The organism is Buttiauxella sp. 3AFRM03, assembly GCF_003675305.1.
Classification (GTDB): Bacteria; Pseudomonadota; Gammaproteobacteria; order Enterobacterales; family Enterobacteriaceae; genus Buttiauxella; species Buttiauxella ferragutiae.
Genome location: NZ_CP033076.1, coordinates 247,289 through 264,823, shown reverse-complemented (window position 1 = coordinate 264,823; position 17,535 = coordinate 247,289). Strand labels below are relative to the sequence as shown.

18 protein-coding genes are annotated in these 17,535 nt (G+C 49.8%); 4 read left to right on the top strand and 14 right to left on the bottom strand.

Annotated elements, in window-relative coordinates:
* The first annotated feature begins 26 nt into the window (after positions 1-26).
* From D8682_RS02470 to D8682_RS27380, 4 genes are all read left to right on the top strand, one after another.
* Positions 27-1,256: a PocR ligand-binding domain-containing protein gene (locus D8682_RS02470; RefSeq protein WP_121813429.1), complete on the top strand. Its 1,230-nt coding sequence runs from the start codon at positions 27-29 to the stop codon at positions 1,254-1,256.
* Between the two features lie 18 nt (positions 1,257-1,274).
* Entirely contained in the window at positions 1,275-2,327 is a 1,053-nt protein-coding gene (locus D8682_RS02465) for a response regulator (RefSeq protein WP_121813428.1), read from the top strand.
* Between the two features lie 143 nt (positions 2,328-2,470).
* A complete protein-coding gene (gene metK / locus D8682_RS02460) occupies positions 2,471-3,619 on the top strand; it encodes a methionine adenosyltransferase (RefSeq protein ID WP_121813427.1) in 1,149 nt (382 codons plus the stop codon).
* Between the two features lie 27 nt (positions 3,620-3,646).
* Positions 3,647-4,051 (top strand): BMC domain-containing protein, encoded by a 405-nt coding sequence (locus D8682_RS27380; protein WP_121813426.1) that lies wholly within the window; start codon positions 3,647-3,649, stop codon positions 4,049-4,051.
* Positions 4,052-4,173: 122 nt separating this feature from the next.
* Here the strand turns inward: D8682_RS27380 and D8682_RS02450 are convergent, their stop codons facing one another.
* The 14 genes from D8682_RS02450 to D8682_RS02385 all read right to left on the bottom strand — a co-directional run bounded on the left by D8682_RS02450 (position 4,174) and on the right by D8682_RS02385 (position 17,485).
* Positions 4,174-4,983 (bottom strand): MIP/aquaporin family protein, encoded by an 810-nt coding sequence (locus tag D8682_RS02450; protein WP_121813425.1) that lies wholly within the window; start codon positions 4,981-4,983, stop codon positions 4,174-4,176.
* Between the two features lie 37 nt (positions 4,984-5,020).
* Positions 5,021-5,944 carry a glycyl-radical enzyme activating protein gene (locus D8682_RS02445; protein WP_121813424.1) on the bottom strand — a complete coding sequence of 308 codons (924 nt, stop codon included), beginning with the start codon at positions 5,942-5,944 and terminating at the stop codon, positions 5,021-5,023.
* Between the two features lie 262 nt (positions 5,945-6,206).
* Positions 6,207-8,744: a glycyl radical diol dehydratase GrpM gene (grpM, locus tag D8682_RS02440; RefSeq protein WP_121813423.1), complete on the bottom strand. Its 2,538-nt coding sequence runs from the start codon at positions 8,742-8,744 to the stop codon at positions 6,207-6,209.
* 59 nt (positions 8,745-8,803) lie between these two features.
* Positions 8,804-9,103 (bottom strand): BMC domain-containing protein, encoded by a 300-nt coding sequence (locus D8682_RS02435; RefSeq protein ID WP_121813422.1) that lies wholly within the window; start codon positions 9,101-9,103, stop codon positions 8,804-8,806.
* 11 nt (positions 9,104-9,114) lie between these two features.
* Positions 9,115-10,626 (bottom strand): aldehyde dehydrogenase family protein, encoded by a 1,512-nt coding sequence (locus D8682_RS02430; protein WP_121813421.1) that lies wholly within the window; start codon positions 10,624-10,626, stop codon positions 9,115-9,117.
* 52 nt (positions 10,627-10,678) lie between these two features.
* A complete protein-coding gene (pduB, locus tag D8682_RS02425; protein WP_121813420.1) occupies positions 10,679-11,464 on the bottom strand; it encodes a propanediol utilization microcompartment protein PduB in 786 nt (261 codons plus the stop codon).
* 21 nt (positions 11,465-11,485) lie between these two features.
* Positions 11,486-11,767, bottom strand: a complete 282-nt coding sequence (gene grpH, locus D8682_RS02420) for a propanediol utilization system shell hexameric protein GrpH (RefSeq protein WP_064546893.1) — start codon at positions 11,765-11,767, stop codon at positions 11,486-11,488.
* A 184-nt stretch (positions 11,768-11,951) separates the two neighbouring features.
* Positions 11,952-13,148 (bottom strand): propionate kinase, encoded by a 1,197-nt coding sequence (gene tdcD / locus D8682_RS02415; protein ID WP_121813419.1) that lies wholly within the window; start codon positions 13,146-13,148, stop codon positions 11,952-11,954.
* Positions 13,149-13,237: 89 nt separating this feature from the next.
* On the bottom strand, positions 13,238-13,747 hold the full coding sequence (locus D8682_RS02410) for a heme-binding protein (RefSeq protein WP_121813418.1): 510 nt from the start codon (positions 13,745-13,747) through the stop codon (positions 13,238-13,240).
* Positions 13,748-13,759: 12 nt separating this feature from the next.
* Positions 13,760-14,029 carry a EutN/CcmL family microcompartment protein gene (locus D8682_RS02405; RefSeq protein ID WP_121813417.1) on the bottom strand — a complete coding sequence of 90 codons (270 nt, stop codon included), beginning with the start codon at positions 14,027-14,029 and terminating at the stop codon, positions 13,760-13,762.
* Positions 14,030-14,037: 8 nt separating this feature from the next.
* Positions 14,038-14,826, bottom strand: a complete 789-nt coding sequence (locus D8682_RS02400; RefSeq protein ID WP_238392810.1) for a hypothetical protein — start codon at positions 14,824-14,826, stop codon at positions 14,038-14,040.
* On the bottom strand, positions 14,756-15,412 hold the full coding sequence (gene pduL, locus D8682_RS02395; protein WP_121813415.1) for a phosphate propanoyltransferase: 657 nt from the start codon (positions 15,410-15,412) through the stop codon (positions 14,756-14,758). The genes D8682_RS02400 and pduL overlap by 71 nt, the downstream gene beginning before the upstream one ends.
* Before the next feature lie 2 nt (positions 15,413-15,414).
* The gene (locus tag D8682_RS02390; protein ID WP_121813414.1) at positions 15,415-16,539 is read right to left on the bottom strand and encodes a 1-propanol dehydrogenase PduQ; all 1,125 of its coding nucleotides are present in this window, start codon (positions 16,537-16,539) and stop codon (positions 15,415-15,417) included.
* 181 nt (positions 16,540-16,720) lie between these two features.
* Entirely contained in the window at positions 16,721-17,485 is a 765-nt protein-coding gene (locus D8682_RS02385; protein WP_121813413.1) for an SDR family oxidoreductase, read from the bottom strand.
* Between the last annotated feature and the right edge of the window lie 50 nt (positions 17,486-17,535).

The window sequence follows — 17,535 nt, the reverse complement described above, 5'->3', positions numbered from 1 at the left end:
AATAATTAAATTGGTCGGAAATTGGAATGAATAATAAATATAAATTACACGAATTTCTTGATGTCAAACGGCTTCAGACGTTACAGGATAATTTTAGCAAGTCGATGATGATTGCCCTCGTGGTGGTTGATAACGATGGCATTCCGGTGACGACTCCGAGTGGGTTTTCCAATTTTTGTGCGCGTTCCCGCCTTAACTCAGCACTTGCCCAACATTGCCATGAAAGCGACAACGCCGGTGGCCGGGCAGCAATGGAAACCCTTAAACCTGTGGTGTATCGCTGTTACTGCGGGTTTGTCGAGTTTGCCGTGCCAATCATGATTAATGACCATTATCTGGGAGCCTTTATTTCTGGCCAGGTAAAAGTTGAAGAGGAAATGGAGCAAACCATTCCATATATTCTGGATAATAATGAGGTCTGGCAGAAAAACCCGTGGTTAATTAATTTACATGACAACACCCAAAGAATGCCTTATGAACGTTTTGAGTCCACCGCCTCCACACTGCTGCATGTTTCTTCTTATTTAGTCGAACAAGCTCATGCTAATAATATTCAACGTGAGTTGCATAAAAAAGATCTGGAACTTACTGATGAACTCAGAAAACGTGTTGAGATTGAACGTTCATTACATGAGGCTGAATTTAAAGCCTTGTCTTATCAAATTAACCCCCATTTTTTGTTTAATGTTTTAAATACTATCGGACGACTGGCTTACCTGGAAGATGCCACGCGTACCGAAACAATGGTTCATGACTTCTCTGACATGATGCGTTATTTATTACGCAAAAGTAACCATGGGTTAATTACCATGAATCATGAAATAAACTATGTTAAGAGTTATATGTCGATCCAAAAAGTCAGAATGAGCGACCGTTTTGATTACCAGTGTGACGCCCCCGATAAATATCTTGATATTGTCTGCCCGTTCTTAATACTACAACCGCTGGTCGAAAACTTTTTCAATTATGTAGTAGAGCCACGGGATACCAGCAGTTTCCTCCTGATACGTGCAGTCGACGATGGACGTGATGTTATTCTTGAAGTCACCGATAATGGCGATGGCATTTCACAAGAGAACATTGCCAATATTTTATCAGGCGATCAAAATCGCCTGAAAGGCAGTATCGGTATTAATAACATTCAAGACCGCCTGCGCTTGTTATTTGGTGAAAGTTATGGGCTGGAAATTATCAGTGCTCATCAACCCGCAATGGGCACCACTATCAAACTGCGTTTCCCTATGCTGCAAGCCTGATAACGACGGAGAGTTAACATGTACAACATTGTTATTGTGGAAGATGAGCCGATTGAAACTGAGTCATTACGGCGCATTATTTCACGTTGCGTGGATAATGCGGTGATCCATGAAGCCGCCACTGGGAAAAGAGCCATTCATCTCATTGATACGCTGGAACAGATCGATATGATGTTTGTCGATATTAATATCCCGTTGCCTAACGGCAATCAGGTTATTGAGTATTTAAAAAGCAAAAACAATGACACCAAAGTGATCGTCACGACAGCCAATGACGATTTTGATCTGGTCCGCAGCATGTTGAACCTGAAAGTTGACGACTACCTGCTTAAACCGGTGAAACAAAGCATTCTGACCGAAACCATTAAAAAGACGCTGGATGTTAATGAAGCCGATATTGCCGCGCTCAAAGAGCTAAAACAGACCATTATTTGCCTGATCGAAAGTTGCGATTACGCCCAATGGCACAGTTTTATCTTTAAAAAACTCGATGATGCCTGCACCAGCAAATCGCTGACGGCCGATCAACGTAAAACCGTGACGGATGTGCTGGAAATACTGCATCAATATATTACGACGCAGGGCGACAAAATGGTGCCTACCGGGAAAAAAATCGCCGCACTCATTCAGGATATAACCCAGCACGGTTTAACCAGCACGGCCTATTACCGGATAATGATCGGCCTGCTGACCATCAGTGAAGAAGTGTTTGACCATGCTCTGAAGCATTTCAACGGCAATATGGACTTCACCGAGCGGGCAAAATTCCACATCGAAAAGAATGTGTTAAACAATCTCACGCTTGACGATATCGCCGCGAAGTCTTTCGTGAGCACCTGCTATTTAAGCCGTGCATTTAAGAAAAATATTGGCACCGGTTTTTCAAATTATATTGCCAGTCGAAAAATAAGCATTGCGAAATCTCTGTTGCAATTCAGTAACCTTAAGGTCAATACCATTGCCCTTGAATTATCTTACCAGGATGCGAATTATTTCTGCCGCATCTTTAAAAAAGAGACCAGTATGGCTCCATCTGACTACCGCAAAATTGTCTCTCCCGAACTGCATTAATCGCCCCCCACTCGCCTTGGCAATATTGCGCAAGGCGTTGTGGGTAAAGCAAAAAAGTCCACCATGCCAACAAGATAGTTTACCTCTGTAGCCAGCCTTGCCCTCTAAGATGGAGAAATCCTGTTTTTCAGAGTGGATCCCCTTTGGACGATTATCTATTTACCTCCGAATCCGTGGCCGAAGGGCACCCGGACAAAATGGCCGACCAGATTGCCGATGCCATTCTGGACGCGTATCTGCTCCAGGATCCGTGGTCAAAAGTCGCCTGCGAGTGCATGGTGAAAACCGGTATCGCCATCGTGGCCGGGGAAATCGCATCCTCTGCGGTGGTGGATGTTGAAACCATCGTGCGCAACACGATTAAAGCCATTGGTTATGACCATTCCGATCTCGGTTTTGACGGTAATACCTGCGGCGTGCTGAATATTCTCGGTAAACAATCTTCTGATATTGCCAGCGGTATTGCGGGCTCCACTCGCGAATTACTCGGCGCAGGCGATCAAGGGATCACCTTTGGTTTTGCCTGTAACGAAACCCCCGAAGCGATGCCCGCAACGCTGGTTTACGCTCATCGTTTAATGGCGCGACAAGCGATGTTGCGCAAGTCCAGACGACTGCCCTTCCTGCTACCGGACGCTAAAAGCCAGGTAACGCTGCGTTATCATAACGGCCAGATCCAGGCTGCGGATACGATTGTGGTTTCCACGCAGCACCACCCGGATATTTCACTGGAGCAACTGCGCGAAGCGGTTATTGAAGAGATTGTAAAACCGGTGATTCCTGCTCAGTGGCTTACCCCGCAAACCCGTTTTCTGATTAACCCCGCCGGGCGCTTTGTGATTGGTGGCCCGGTGGGTGATTGCGGCCTGACGGGGAGAAAAATTATTGTCGATACCTACGGCGGAGCCGCTTGCCACGGCGGTGGCGCTTTTTCAGGAAAAGATCCCTCAAAAGTTGACCGTTCAGCTGCCTATGCGGCGCGTTATGTGGCGAAGAATATTGTCGCGGCAGGTCTTGCGGCACGTTGTGAAGTCCAGCTGGCGTGGGCTATCGGTCTGCCTCGCCCCGTGTCGATTCGTATCAATACCTTTGGCAGCGGGAAACTTGCCGCCAGTACCCTTCAGGAGCGGGTCGCTCGTCATTTTGATCTCAGCGTTTACGGCATCATAAAATCGCTGGATTTGCTGGTGCCACGTTATCGTCAAACCGCCTGCTACGGCCATTTTGGTCGGGATATTTTCCCATGGGAAAAAACGGATAAAGCAGCGGCTCTGCGCGCTGATGCGCGCTAACCCCAAAGTTTTTCACAGGAGAAAGTTATGTCCGGACAAAGTTTAGGTTTGATTGAAACCATTGGGCTGGCGGCGGCAATCGAAGCCGCTGATGCCGCGATGAAATCCGCCAATGTCCAGTTGGTAGGTTATGAACTGACTAAAGGTGGCGGCATGGTCACCGTCAAATTTGAAGGCGATGTAGGCTCGATTAATGCGGCGGTTGCCGCAGGTGTAGCGGCGGCGAACAAAGTGAGCACGGTTTACGCTCATCGGGTTATCGCGCGCACCGCCGAGGGTATTGATAACTTTATTCACTCCGCCGATACCGTGGGGCTTGCGCCGGTAATAACGCAACAAGCACCGCCGGTGGTCAGTCTTGAAATACCGATAGTGATGTTAGAAGACGAAAGCAAGAAAAAGCCGGGTTCAGGGAAACATAAAAAGCGCTAAGCCGTGAGTCGACTGGTAATGGTGGATGGCGCGCTCGCGCTTATCCACCCTATGAAAACAAAGTCTTATGAAACCGCGTAGGTCGGATAAGCGCAGCGCCATCCGACGCTGCATCTCGTAAACTACAATTGGCTATCCTCCACCTTGCACGTATTACACGGCAAATTCCTCGCGATACCGAAGCGATAGATTGCCGCTCCAAGACAGGCACCAATAATGGGCGCAAATATCGGCACAATGAAATAAGGAATATCACGGCCACCGGTCATTGATACCTCTCCCCAACCGGCGAAGAACGTAAATAATTTAGGACCAAAATCACGAGCAGGATTCATCGCAAACCCGGTCAATGGTGCGGTCGCCGCTCCAATAACTGCCACCAGAATACCAATTAACAATGGGCCTAATGGGCCGCGCGGTACGCCGTTTCCATCATCTGTCAGCGCCATAATCAAACCCATCAGCATAGAAGTGATGACGATTTCTACAAACGCAGCTTGCCAGACGCTAATAGCTGGCGACGGGAAGGTACTGAAAATGCTGGCTAATTGCAGGCTATCTACGCTACCCCGCACCATGTTGTGCGCGGTCTCATAGTCCGTGAAAAGGTTGTGATACATCAGATAAGCCAGCATTGCGCCGCCAAAAGCACCGGCAATTTGGGCAATGCTGTATGGGAGTACTTTGCGCGCCGGGAAGCAGGCGAATAACCATAATGCAATGGTAATCGCCGGGTTAAGATGCGCACCGGAGATCCCAGCAGTTAAATAGACCGCCAGCGAGATGGCCAACCCCCAGACAATACATATTTCCCACAAACCAAAACTCGCGCCAGCGACTTTTACTGCCGCCAGGCAACTGATACCAAAAAACATAAACAATCCGGTGCCGAGAAATTCCGCGGTGCATTGGGCTCTGAGTGAATCGTTCATAGGTTACCCTGTTTGTGATTGATTATTCATATATCGACTAACCGCCGATATGACATTGAAACCCTAATGACTCTATTTCATTCTTTAATAGTGTCATTTTTTCTTCACTTATTTTTTGAACATCACCCAGCGGATAAATACGGCCTAAAAGCTGATATTTATTTTCGCCGTAAGAGTGATAAGGCAATAAATGAATGGTGTCGACATTCGACATTAAGCGGGCGAACTCACCGATACTGCGGATTTCTTCAACATTGTCGTTAACACCCTGAATTACCGGAATACGCACAATGACCTTAGTGATAAACGACATTCTGATCAGGTTTTCAAGAATGCGGCGGTTATCCACACCGGTGTTACTGAGATGCACTGTGGGATTAATCGCCTTGATATCAGCCAGTGCGAGGTCAACATACGGGAATACTTCATCAATCACTTCAGGTTGAGTAAAACCAGTTGTTTCAATGGCGGTGTGCCAACCCTTTGCCTTGCACGCTTTCAGTAATTCACGAGCGAACTCCGGTTGTGCCAGCGGTTCGCCGCCAGATAGCGTAATACCGCCACCTGAACGCCGGTAGAGATTTTCCTCTTTTTGTAATTCACGCATTACGTCAGCCACCGTCATGCGTTTACCTTTCATTTCCAGAGCCTGAGTTGGGCAAACTTCGCAGCATTTCCCGCACTGAATACAAGCTGAACGGTCAATGAAATAAGGATGGGTGACTGATAATGCTCGCTGCGGGCAAATATCCACACATTTGCCACAACGAATACAGTCATTCTTTTTAAAGATTAATTCCGGTTGTGGCCGTTGTGATTCTGGATTACTGCACCACTTACATGATAATGGGCATCCTTTTAAAAAAGGAATGGTGCGAATGCCGGGGCCATCATGCAAAGAATAGCGCTGAATATTAAATAACACGCCTTCCATTTGGTCATCGACTTTATTATTTAGCATATTGCTCACGCCCTAAGCAGCAATTAATAAAAGGGTCATGTGACCCACAGGTTCGATACCCGTTAGCAATCGAGTTGCAGGTAGGCGGCAAGGGAGCTACAAATCTGTCTGGAACAGATTTGAACAGCGCTTGCGCTGGCCCGAAGGGTGAGCCTCATGGACTAGGCTCATAATCCCCAGGAGCTTACTTGAGTAAGTGACTGGGGTTAGTGAGTGCAGCCAACACCCCTGCAGCTTGAAGGATGACGGGTATAAATATTAATTAAAGCTGTTGCTCGGTACGGCTAATAATATCGTCCTGAACTTCCTTCGCCAGCACCACAAACTGCGCACTGTATCCGGCGACGCGCACCACCAAATCCTGATGCTGCTGAGGATTTTTTTGCGCTTCCACCAGGGTGTTACGGTCAATAACGTTAAATTGAACGTGCATCCCTTTTTTGTCGAAGTAGTTTCTCACCAGGCCACTGAAGTGACGCAAACCGTTTTCCCCCGCCAAAGAGGATGGCAGGAATTTCTGGTTGTAGAGCGTTCCGTTAGAAGCAATAAAGTGGTCGAGTTTTGCCACCGAATTTGCCGCAGCCGTAGGGCCAAAGGTGTCTTTACCCTGGCGCGGAGAAACGCCATCGGCCAATGGTTCTTTCGCCAGGCGTCCGTCCGGCAGCGCACTCACATCTTTACCAAACAGCACGTTAGCCGAAACTGGATAGATACCTGCCTGGAACTGGCCACCACGTGGATTGGTATATTTCTCCACTTCCTTGCAGTAAATCAGCGCACAGCGACGCGCCACGAAATCAACATCGTCAATGTCGTTACCAAAGCACGGTGTGTTTTCCAGAATATGGCGAATTTCTTCAAAACGAGAGTTGTTGCCGCTGGCTGCTGGAGCCGCAGATACGCTGGCAAGCTGGCGGTAAACTTCATTTTTAATCGCCGCCGCATCAAGCGAGCCGTGGCTATCAATAATGCGTTTTACCACCTCGTAGACGTCTTGTTCACCCAATGACGATTTCGCTGCCACACTGCCAACCTGATGGCCAAAGTTGGCGTCCAGCGCCCCTTTCAGTTCACTGAGCGTCAGTTTGCGATCTTCAAATACCTGTTTCTGGATGGCATAAACCGAGTCGCCGGTATCAGCGATACCAAATGCCTGCGGGCCGGTGAAGTTATAGATTGCCCCACCTTCCTGCAAAGATTTACCGCGCCCGATACAGTCATCCACCAATGCCGACAAGAACGGCAACGGGCAACGTTCGCCATGCGCAATATCGACGCTGTTACACGCTTCAACCAGTTGATGAACAAAGTGCGCCATCTGTTTGCTGAACGCGGTATAGAAATCGTCAATGTTGGTGTACTGGGTCATTTCCCCGGTCACAGGGCCGAGTTGTTTGCTACCGGCACGCCCGTTGTTAAGGGTGATTTCGAGGACTTTTGCCACGTTAAAGAACGCCGCATCATGCCAGCCTTCGGTGCGATGTGGGGCTTGTGGTTCAACGCAGCCGATAATGCAGTAATCACGCGCATCACGTAGCGATACGCCACGGTTTTGTAGCGCCGGAATGATCACTTCATCGTTGTACATCGCTGGTACACCCAGCCCCAAACGCACCAGTTCACAAGCACGATACAGGAAGGTATCAGGCGAACCTTGCCAGACGCGAATCGAGAACGACGGTTGCGGCAAGCGAACGTGGGCCGTCGCTTCCATACACATGTAGCTCAGGTCGTTGGTGGCATCCAGCCCATCTTCGGTCTGGCCGCCGACGCATAAATTCTGGAACACCGCATAACCGGCAAAGGCCTGCGCGGAGACTTCATCACGCGTTTTGTTGATGTCGTTAAGTTTGATCCAGCAGCAGTCCACCAGTTCCTGAGCAAACTCTTTGGAGATAGCTTGGTCTGCCACCAGATACGGGTACATGTACTGGTCGAAACGCCCTGGGGAAATAGAGTGGCCGCTGGATTCAATCTGCAACATGCTCTGGATGAACCAGAATGTCTGGCACGCTTCCCAGAAGGTAGTCGCGCCGAATTCAGGTACCCGCTTACAGTTCTGGGCAATTTGCTCAAGTTCGTGTTTACGCGTCGGGTTGCTTTCCTGTTGAGCAAGGTGAGTCGCTTCTTGCGCATAACGATGAGCAAAGTTAATCGCGGCGTTATAGCTGATGATTACCGCGCGATAAAACTGCTCTTTTTTGATGTACCCCGGTTCGCTGCGGTCGAGCGCTTCCAGCGCACGCGTCACTTCATTGATGATGCCGCGAAAACCGATTTTCAGCACTTTGCCGTAATCCACACTCACGTGACCTACGCCGCCGTAGAAGTAGTTCCCTACGGTGAACACGCCGCCCGCCATACTCTCTTTGGTACTTTCTGACATATACGATGCCGCCAGCGAGCTGGTGGTTTTACCCGGCCAATATTTAAAAGCTTCATGCAGGTCTTGGGCGGTTTTTTTCGGAATAATGAAAGGATCGGCAACACGATGCTCCATGGTGTCGAATTCTTTTTCTACCCAGTCGTAAGAAAATTCCGGGCAGATCTCTGTAGAGCGCGGGTTAATAGTCACTGCGCCAACAATTAATTCGTCCTGACGTATCGTGACCGGTAATTCATTAAATATTTTCTCAACCACTTTTGCCCGGCGCATAATAGCAGGCAATTGTTCACTCTCTTTATATGCTTCGGTTGCCAGCACTGCTCGCTCAGATTCTACATAAGGTTTAGCCTGGAGAATCATATTTTTAAGTCTGACAACGCGGTCAGTTGGATTAGAAAAGCCTTTCTCTAACATAAATTACTCCCGAAATTAATTATGTGACCTTGCGGCAGCGCAGGGTACGCTTTATAGGATTAAAAGTTATTAACGTCGTCTGCGATTAATCGCATGGCTTCATTGACTGCTGACACTTCACCAAATATGGCGAGAGTGGTTACGTGTTGTGGGCAACTGCCATGAATTTCCGAAACCACAACATGCGCACTTTTACTGGCGACATCGGCAAAGAAATAGAGATCGGGTATTGGCAACATCGCCAGGCCAATCGCATCAATGCGAATCGAGTCCAGACGTGAGCGGAACTCACTGGGCATCCGCCGTTTCAGCATCGCCAGGGTTTCAGGTGTGGGTGCATTAATGATGCGTTTTTTCATCTTCTGGCACCTCAGCGCACGTTCAGCGCTTCAACCATCACACAACGGCGATGTCTGGCGAAAGCCCGCGCCGACGTCAAACCTTCACCGGTCGGCCCGGCAATGGTAAAGGTGGTGTACCCTTCTCCGCCAACACCCAGTCCCGCATACGACGGCCCATTTTTGACAAAAATAGTGGTCTGGATCTGACGTGCCATTTTGGTGAGTTTGTCGACATTGGTAGAGTGCATGATGGCGGTGTGGCGGTTGCCATGTTCGACTTGTACTGCTAATTCAATCGCTTCATCGACGTTGTCGACCCGCACCACCGGCAGCACCGGCATCATCAGTTCATGCACCACAAATGGATGATGTTTCTCAGTTTCAATTAAGATGACTTTTGTCTCAATCGGTGCGTTTACGCCCAGTTGTTGCAGAATGTAGCGTGCATCTTTGCCGACAAAAGCAGTATTCGGGCCCGTGCCTTTTTCGTTTAACACCAGGGTTTGCAGTTGCTGAATCAGTTTCGGGTCACACAGCAAATACGCTCCGCTTTTTTTCATGCAATGAATCAGATAATCCGCGACCTGGTTGACCACAATCACTTCTTTTTCCGCAATGCACGGTAGGTTGTTATCGAAGCTGCAACCTTTAACGATGTCACGGGCCGCTTGTTCAAGATCTGCCGTTTCATCAACCACCACCGGCGGGTTACCTGCACCAGCACCAATGGCTTTTTTCCCCGATGACATCACAGTTTTCACTATCGCCGGGCCGCCTGTCGCCACCAGCATATTGATACGCGAGTCGTTGATTAACGCGTTGGTGTTATCAATAGAAGGTTGCGTTACCGTGACGACCATATTGGCGGGCGCCCCAAGGCTTGCCAGCTTGTGGTTAATTAATTCAACCACATACAATGAAACGTTACGTGAACGGGGATGCGGACTGAATACCACGGTATTTCCCGCTGCCAGCATCCCGATGCTGTTATTGATGATGGTTTCGGTTGGGTTGGTGGTGGGCGTAATCGAACCAATCACGCCATACGCTGAGTATTCGGTCAGAGTCAGGCCGTTATCACCGCTTAACGCGCCGGTGGTGAGGTCTTCCAGCCCCGGTGTTTTAAGCGCTGCAAGGCGGTTTTTGGTGAACTTATCTTCTATGTTCCCCATCCCCGTCTCTTCCACCGCCATACGCGAGATGGCACGCAAGATATCATCTTGCAGGAAAACCTCGCGGATACCCTGAATAAAGTTGGCGCGGTCGTGCATCGAGCAGTGGCGATACTGAACCTGGGCAACCACTGCCGCCGCAATGGCTTCATCCATTGTGGCGAAAGTGCCGCTGCCCGCGGTCATTGGCTCGCGAACCACAGAAATTGCAGGTTGCTGTGCCAACGCTTTAGCGATAATCGCATCCAGTGGGTCGCTTTCCTGCCCGGTCGTAGCAGCAGGTTTGGCCTGTGGAGCGACATCCGGCGTGGTTTTGGTGTACTTACTCAGCACGTTCGAAACCGCCTGAGCAATGTCATTATCATTCATGCTGTTAATTTCCTTGCTGCACATCGCTTCACAAGCATTTTGCGCCCGCGGCTTAGATATAAGGTTTGGTAGCAGACTGAATCGGTGCGGGGTCCAGGGTGGCGAGCAGTTGCAACCCGACTTCTCGTGCCGCAATCACTGCCTGACGAACCGCTCCGGAATCACCGGCAAAGGTGAAGATCACTTCGTTGCTAAAGCTGGTGCCGTTTGCCGGGCTGGCGTAACCAATCGGCTCGATAATGGCTGATTTTGCTGCGGCGTCAGCTATCAATACGCCGATTGCCGCCGGGCAAGCACAGGTCATGCCGAAGGATTTGCCCACCGGTGCACCAAATGCTTTGTTCAACGCGTGGCTGGCGCGTGCGGTGTATTGAAATTCCAGATGGCCTGCGGGAGAACCGTAAACATCGCCCATGGTGCGGTCGATTTCTGCCAGCGCCACTTCAATGGCACGACGCACGTCAGAAACATCGGTTGCACCGAAAATAATCAGGCAACCGTGTCCACCACCGCCTTCTGTATCGCGAGCCAGCTCAATGGATAATATTTCGCTGTTGGTCGCTTTAATGGCTTCATCAGCCGCAAATATATGTGGCCCTGCCCCAGTACGCGCGCCAAGAATACCGATGGAGCGATATTTCTTGTCGATTTTCATCACTTCATGTAATTGATTATCGACATTGGCAATCACCAAACCAATTGTGTGCCCCATTGCAGTGCCAACAAATTCTGTTAAACCACATGCGGCAATACTGGCGGTATTTTTACCCGTTGCACTGACATCAGTCTGTTTATTCATTACTTCAGATATAATCTGCTCAACAAGATTATCTCTCATGGTCAGTATCCTCTGGCGTTATTAACCGACGGCTTTAGGCAGAATTTTTTCTACTTCCATATGAGGACGAGGAATAACGTGGACAGAAACCAGCTCACCCACTTTAATGGCTGCGGCAGAACCCGCGTCAGTCGCGGCTTTCACTGCACCCACGTCACCACGCACAATCACTGTCACCAAGCCAGAACCAATTTTTTCGTAACCGACTAAAGTGACGTTCGCCGATTTAACCATGGTGTCTGCCGCTTCAATTGCAGAAACCAAACCTTTTGTTTCAACCATACCCAGCGCTTCTTGTTGCATAATGACCTCATGTATTTCATTGGTAATTGAATACACGCAGAGGAATAACCAATAAGGTTTTTCTTCTGCGCGTAATATATTTTCGTATTACGATACTAGAGATGTCAGGACAAAATGTTTTGCCCGTTAGCTTGATTATTTTGTTTTCAGGAACGCTTCCAGACAATAAAATCCTGTTTTGTTATCACAATGAAAAAATAGCGACTGCATCCATCGCGATCATTTTTTCTTCATTCGTGGGTAATACCGCCACCCACGCGCTATTGGCTGTTGAAATAACCCCACTCAAGCCACCACACATTTGTTGGTTTTTCTTTTCATCGAGCTGTAAACCGAGCACGCCGAATCGTTTAACCGTCAATTCCCTGACTAACGCCGAGTTTTCCCCAATGCCACCAGTGAAAATTAATGCATCAAAACGGTGAAGCGAAGTGAGATGCGCGCCTAAATGACGAGCCAGGCGGTGCACCATCACATCAATCGCTAATGCCGCACGCTTATTGCCCTGGCGGCGTGCCTCCTGCAAAGTACGGCAGTCACTGGAAAGCCCGGACACCCCATACAGCCCGGACTCGTTATTCACCATTTTGTATAGCGATTCAATGGATTGCCCGGTACAGGAGGCGATATACACCGCGGCGCCAAAATCCAGATCGCCACAACGCGTGCCCATCACCAACCCTTCCAGCGGCGTCATCCCCATTGAGGTGTCCACGCTTTTGCCATTTTTCACTGCGCAAACTGACGAACCGTTACCCAAATGAGCAATCAGAATGCCGTGATTGGCAGGATCAAGACCAAATGCATTGATAGCTTCGGCGGCAATGTAACGATGTGATGTGCCATGGAAACCGTAGCGCCGCACTTGATAACGCTCCTGATATTCCAGCGGAATGGCGTAGGTGTAGGCTTCCGGCGCTAACGTCTGGTGAAAAGCGGTATCGAATACTGCAACTTGTGTCACCGCTGGCAGCAAGGCCATCGTCGCTTCAATGCCAATCAGATTGGCCGGATTATGTAACGGCGCTAACGCGGACAGTGTGCGGATCTTTTCAATGACTTCGCTATTGATCGCCACAGACTGTTTAAATTCATTGCCGCCGTGGGCGACCCGATGCCCTATCGCCTTCACCGCAGGCAGCAATTGGCGCTGCTTCAGTTCAGCAAACAAGGCTGTCAATGCGCTGAGATGGCTGGCTTCCGGCAGTGGCTGGCTTGATTTATTCCCCGCCAGGTCTTTAAACGTGATGCAGGCTTCTTCAAGCCCGAGCTTTTCAGCAAGCCCGGAAAGCACGGGAGCACCATCGTTAAAAGGGATCAGCGAAAATTTCAGCGAGGACGACCCGCAATTAATAACTAAAACCAGTGAAGCGTTGGACATAGTGGTAATCCCAAAGAAAATGGTGGATGACGCTTCGCTTATCCCCCTACCGTAGGTCGGATAAGCGAAGCGTCATCCGACAACATGTTTTATTTGCTGCTCGTTAATACGAAATGTTCGCGGCTAAAACGGCGCAACGTGTTGCTGGCAATAGCCATATCTTGTTCAACACTGCCGCCGCTAATGCCGATAGCACCCACTAACGCGCCATTTGCCCAGCACGGCACACCGCCACCAAAACAGCAGATGTCTTTTTCGTGCTGGAGGCCATACAGGCTGGCACCGGGCTGCACCAGAGGCGCTAATTCGTGAGTCGCCATTTTGAGTGCGATGGCCGTCCAGGCTTTCTGGAAAGCGAGGCGCTGGCTTACCAACAGCGCGTTATCCTGGCTGAAAAAGTAGCGTTGCTGACCGCTGGCATCTACCAGGCTGAAGACGATTGGCAGGTCGAAAACTTGCGCTTCAAGACAGGCATAACGCCCAAGTGCTGCGGCATCTTCCAGGCTGAGCGAGAGCCGCCGTTCAGGTAACTGGCGCGTAATCGCTGAGGCTATCCAACCATCCATGGTTGATGACACTATGGCTGATGGCTGTGACATATCCGCACCTCGTTAAACGTTAGATTCCAGCGCATCGACGATGCCAACCACCGCCGCATCAATCACCGAATGTTCTTTGCTGTTGCTCATACGTGCAGAGCTGCCGGTGGTAATAATGACGATTTCACCGTTCCCCGCCCCCACGCAATCCACCGCTACCTGGGCGCTGCCGGTCGGTTGGTAGTGTTCATCGAGCCGTGCAACGACCAGTAATTTGCAGCCGTTTAATGAGGCATGTTTGGTGGTGGAAACTAGCGCACACGTAACTTTTGCCAGGTACATATTTCCTCCTATGGCTCCTGAATAATCGTGATGTTCTGACGGCGAATTTCATCCCGCGCGGCAGGGGTAATCAGGGTGTGGCATGCAACACGCAAACCCGCATCCCCTGAAAATGTGCGGATGTCGCTCAACGTGAGTAGCGTTTGGCCTGCCGTCGGTATTTTTTTTCCAGCAATGACAATGCCATATTGCTCAAGCGTGGTGACGTACTCTGCCAGGCGTGAAAGCAGCGAAAGCGGAAGCCCCGTGGCCTCGTGATTCAGGCATTCATGATTTAAGGTGGCGATCACTTTTATGCGCCGATTGAGTGCATGAAACACCCATGAACTGGCGATGTTGTCTCTGATTCCCAGCGCAATCTTGCTCAGGCTATTGGTAGAAAGTGCTGGTAAAAACAGGCTGCTGTAATCATCGTCACCAGCGGCGGGTTCTTGTTCGCCAAACAATGCCCCAACACAAGTCGAGTCGACCTCGCTGATGAAAGCGGCTTTCAGTCCGGATACGCTGGCGCTATGGGAGAATGTCACCAGCAATTGATATCCCGCGCGATCCAGCGCCGCAAGGCTGAGCAATGCCGCAGGCAAGCTACTGAAATTGTCCCCCGTTACCACCACGCGAACTTTTTTGCGTCCGGCGTTTAACTCGCGGCGTTTTTGTTCCAGCAACGCAGCAATCAGAGTGTCCAACCGTTGGGATAAAGCCAGGTGTTCCATAGCGCCCCTCACATCAAACGGTTGGGTTGATTCGATAAACCAGGTCACCGTTACGCAGCCCGAAACCATTGGCTTCTTCGACATCGATGTGCAGTTCCAACACCGCATCAGCACTGACGCGCACTACCACATGCCCTAAAACACCGGCTCGCAAACCCTCGGCCTGCACGTCGATTTCCATGCCATCGCGCAGGCCATGCAATTGGGCTTCCTGCGGGGAAATATGAATATGACGCCAGGCGACAATCGTGCCGTGCGGTTTCGCGACGTGCCCTTTCGGGCCGATGATTTCGATGCCTGGCGAATCATGGAGATCGCCGGACATGCGCACCGGCGCTTTCACGCCCAGCACGAAACTGTCTGCTACCGAGATCTCTATTTGCGTTGAGTTGCGTAACGGCCCCAAAACTCTGACGTTCGGGATATCGCCTTTTTGAGTGCGCAATGTCACTGTCTCTTCAGCGGAAAATTGCCCCGGTTGCTTAACCGCTTTCATGCGCGTCAAGGTGGAACCGTAACCGAACAGCACGTCCATATCTTCGCGGCACAGGTGAATATGGCGGTTAGAAACCCCGACCGGAATCATCAACGGCGCATGATTTTTACCGGCAGCTAATTCCTGCATAATTTGCCGGGTAATCCATTCGGCTTGTTGCTGAATATCATTCATAACTAAGCGGCCTGATAAATAAGTGAAAGTAAGCGGTCAATATCCTGCGCCGTGGGCTGACGTGGATTGGTTATTGTGCAACCATCGGCAAGCGCCGCATCAATTAGCGGCTGGCGCAACGACTCAAATAACGCCTTCTCGGTACCCAACTCTTTTAAAGTGGCCGGAATACCAAACTGGCGATTAATAAGGCGGATGTTTTTGACCAGATGGGAAATATCGATCTGCGGATTTTCATGATCAACACCGATAATACGAGCACATTTGATATAACGTTCGAGCGTGAGCGGCGTCGCCCCAGCGGCATTAAATTCAATAATCAGCGGCAACAGCATGGCATTAATTTTGCCGTGGGGAATATGCAGCATGCCGCCAATAGCATGCGCCATGCCGTGAACCAGTCCAAGGCCGGAAGAATTAAAGGCCATGCCAGCCATGCAGGAAGCATTATGGATATGCGAACGAAACGCCAGGTTGCTCTCATCGTTACAAACTTGCGGTAAATATTGCCAGACCAGCGCAATCGCCTTTTCCGCCAGTGCGTCACTGAAATCGTTAGCACCCGTTGAGACGAGTGCTTCAATCGCATGCGTCAGCACATCCATTCCTGTGTCAACGGTAATATGTCGCGGTACGCTTAGCACCAGATTAGGGTCAAGAATGGCCATGTCGGGAACCAATTCTTGCGCCACTAAGGGATATTTACGGCCATTTTTCGGGTCAGAAATAATCGCGTAAGAGGTGACTTCAGAACCCGAACCACTGGTGGTAGGAATCGCAATCAGTTCGATTGCCTGTGAGCGATAGTGTTCTTCAAGTGTGACTTTAATGCCTTTCGCCGCATCCAGTGCCGAACCACCGCCCAATGCAATAATGGCATCCGGTTTGAATGCTTTAAATTTTTCCGCACCTGCTTTTAAAATGTCGATATTAGGATCAGGTTTTACTTCACTGAATATGGATATTGCCGCATGTGGCATCACATCAATCAGATAACGAGTCTTACCGGATGACACCATAAACTCATCGGTAACGATGGCGACGCGTTTATTATTTAACGCACTTAATGAGCTTATCGCCTCTTCACCAAAATAAATTTTTGGGCAGGAGAAAAAATAATTCGCCATCGCTTAAATACCTATAAACACCAACCGAAAAAGAGGGTTTTAAGCTAGCATGAGGGAATTTAAAACAGGCTACCAATGCTTGTGCAGGATAAGGATTATTTTGCCCGGTTGTTTTTAAAGGCAGCAAAAAAATACCCCCGAACGACAGACACAATGTTGTGGTTCGGGGGTATCACTAAACTTAAACTCCGTTAATTGATGCCCCTCCGTCTACTAAAGACGCGGTGCCCGTGACAAACGACGATTCATCAGACGCCAGCCATAATACCGCTCGCGCTATTTCTTCCGGTTTCCCTACCCGTTTGAGTGCATGTAACCCGGTAATAAATGCCTGCGATTCCGCCGTATCATTCATATCGCGATACATATCGGTATCCACCGCGCCCGGCAAAACAGAATTGACGCGAATATTCTGCGGGCCAAATTCCGATGCTAATGCCTGAGTCAAACCAATCAAACCGGCTTTGCTTGCCGCGTACGAGGCGACTTGTGGGAATGCAAAACTGTAGCCTACAAAAGTTGAGGTGAAGATGACTGAACCACCGCCGTGTTTGAGCATTTCGGCAATTTGATGTTTAGCTCCGAGGAAAGATCCGGTCAGATTGATGGCAACCGCATTGGCAAACCCTTCCGCTGAGACTTCAGTACTCGGGCCATTTTCACCTAACGTCCCCGCATTGTTGAAGGCGATATCCAGGCGGCCCCAGGTTTGCACCGCTTTTTCCACCAGCGCTTTAGCGTAGGCTTCTTCGCGCACATCGCCCGTTACGGCGACGGCCTCGCCTCCCGCAGCTTTGATTTCATCAACCAGTTGAGCAAGTTCGGCTTCACGCCTGGCACCGACGACCACTTTTGCGCCTTCAGCGGCGAACAGTTTGGCGGTGACATATCCGATGCCAGAACTGGCTCCGGTAACAATGGCAACTTTATCGGCTAATCGTTTCATGAAAGTACCCCAGTGGAGCGGTCAGAATTTGACCGCTCATGGAGTATGGT

What these genes read in the sequence shown, in the direction of transcription:
- D8682_RS02470 (WP_121813429.1), top strand. Translation starts at nt 27, where the DNA reads ATGAATAATAAATATAAATTACACGAATTTCTTGATGTCAAACGGCTT.
- D8682_RS02465 (WP_121813428.1), top strand. Translation starts at nt 1,275, where the DNA reads ATGTACAACATTGTTATTGTGGAAGATGAGCCGATTGAAACTGAGTCA.
- D8682_RS27380 (WP_121813426.1), top strand. Translation starts at nt 3,647, where the DNA reads ATGTCCGGACAAAGTTTAGGTTTGATTGAAACCATTGGGCTGGCGGCG.
- D8682_RS02450 (WP_121813425.1), bottom strand. Translation starts at nt 4,983, where the DNA reads ATGAACGATTCACTCAGAGCCCAATGCACCGCGGAATTTCTCGGCACC.
- D8682_RS02445 (WP_121813424.1), bottom strand. Translation starts at nt 5,944, where the DNA reads ATGCTAAATAATAAAGTCGATGACCAAATGGAAGGCGTGTTATTTAAT.
- grpM (WP_121813423.1), bottom strand. Translation starts at nt 8,744, where the DNA reads ATGTTAGAGAAAGGCTTTTCTAATCCAACTGACCGCGTTGTCAGACTT.
- D8682_RS02435 (WP_121813422.1), bottom strand. Translation starts at nt 9,103, where the DNA reads ATGAAAAAACGCATCATTAATGCACCCACACCTGAAACCCTGGCGATG.
- D8682_RS02430 (WP_121813421.1), bottom strand. Translation starts at nt 10,626, where the DNA reads ATGAATGATAATGACATTGCTCAGGCGGTTTCGAACGTGCTGAGTAAG.
- pduB (WP_121813420.1), bottom strand. Translation starts at nt 11,464, where the DNA reads ATGAGAGATAATCTTGTTGAGCAGATTATATCTGAAGTAATGAATAAA.
- grpH (WP_064546893.1), bottom strand. Translation starts at nt 11,767, where the DNA reads ATGCAACAAGAAGCGCTGGGTATGGTTGAAACAAAAGGTTTGGTTTCT.
- tdcD (WP_121813419.1), bottom strand. Translation starts at nt 13,148, where the DNA reads ATGTCCAACGCTTCACTGGTTTTAGTTATTAATTGCGGGTCGTCCTCG.
- D8682_RS02410 (WP_121813418.1), bottom strand. Translation starts at nt 13,747, where the DNA reads ATGTCACAGCCATCAGCCATAGTGTCATCAACCATGGATGGTTGGATA.
- D8682_RS02405 (WP_121813417.1), bottom strand. Translation starts at nt 14,029, where the DNA reads ATGTACCTGGCAAAAGTTACGTGTGCGCTAGTTTCCACCACCAAACAT.
- D8682_RS02400 (WP_238392810.1), bottom strand. Translation starts at nt 14,826, where the DNA reads ATGTCGAAGAAGCCAATGGTTTCGGGCTGCGTAACGGTGACCTGGTTT.
- pduL (WP_121813415.1), bottom strand. Translation starts at nt 15,412, where the DNA reads ATGAATGATATTCAGCAACAAGCCGAATGGATTACCCGGCAAATTATG.
- D8682_RS02390 (WP_121813414.1), bottom strand. Translation starts at nt 16,539, where the DNA reads ATGGCGAATTATTTTTTCTCCTGCCCAAAAATTTATTTTGGTGAAGAG.
- D8682_RS02385 (WP_121813413.1), bottom strand. Translation starts at nt 17,485, where the DNA reads ATGAAACGATTAGCCGATAAAGTTGCCATTGTTACCGGAGCCAGTTCT.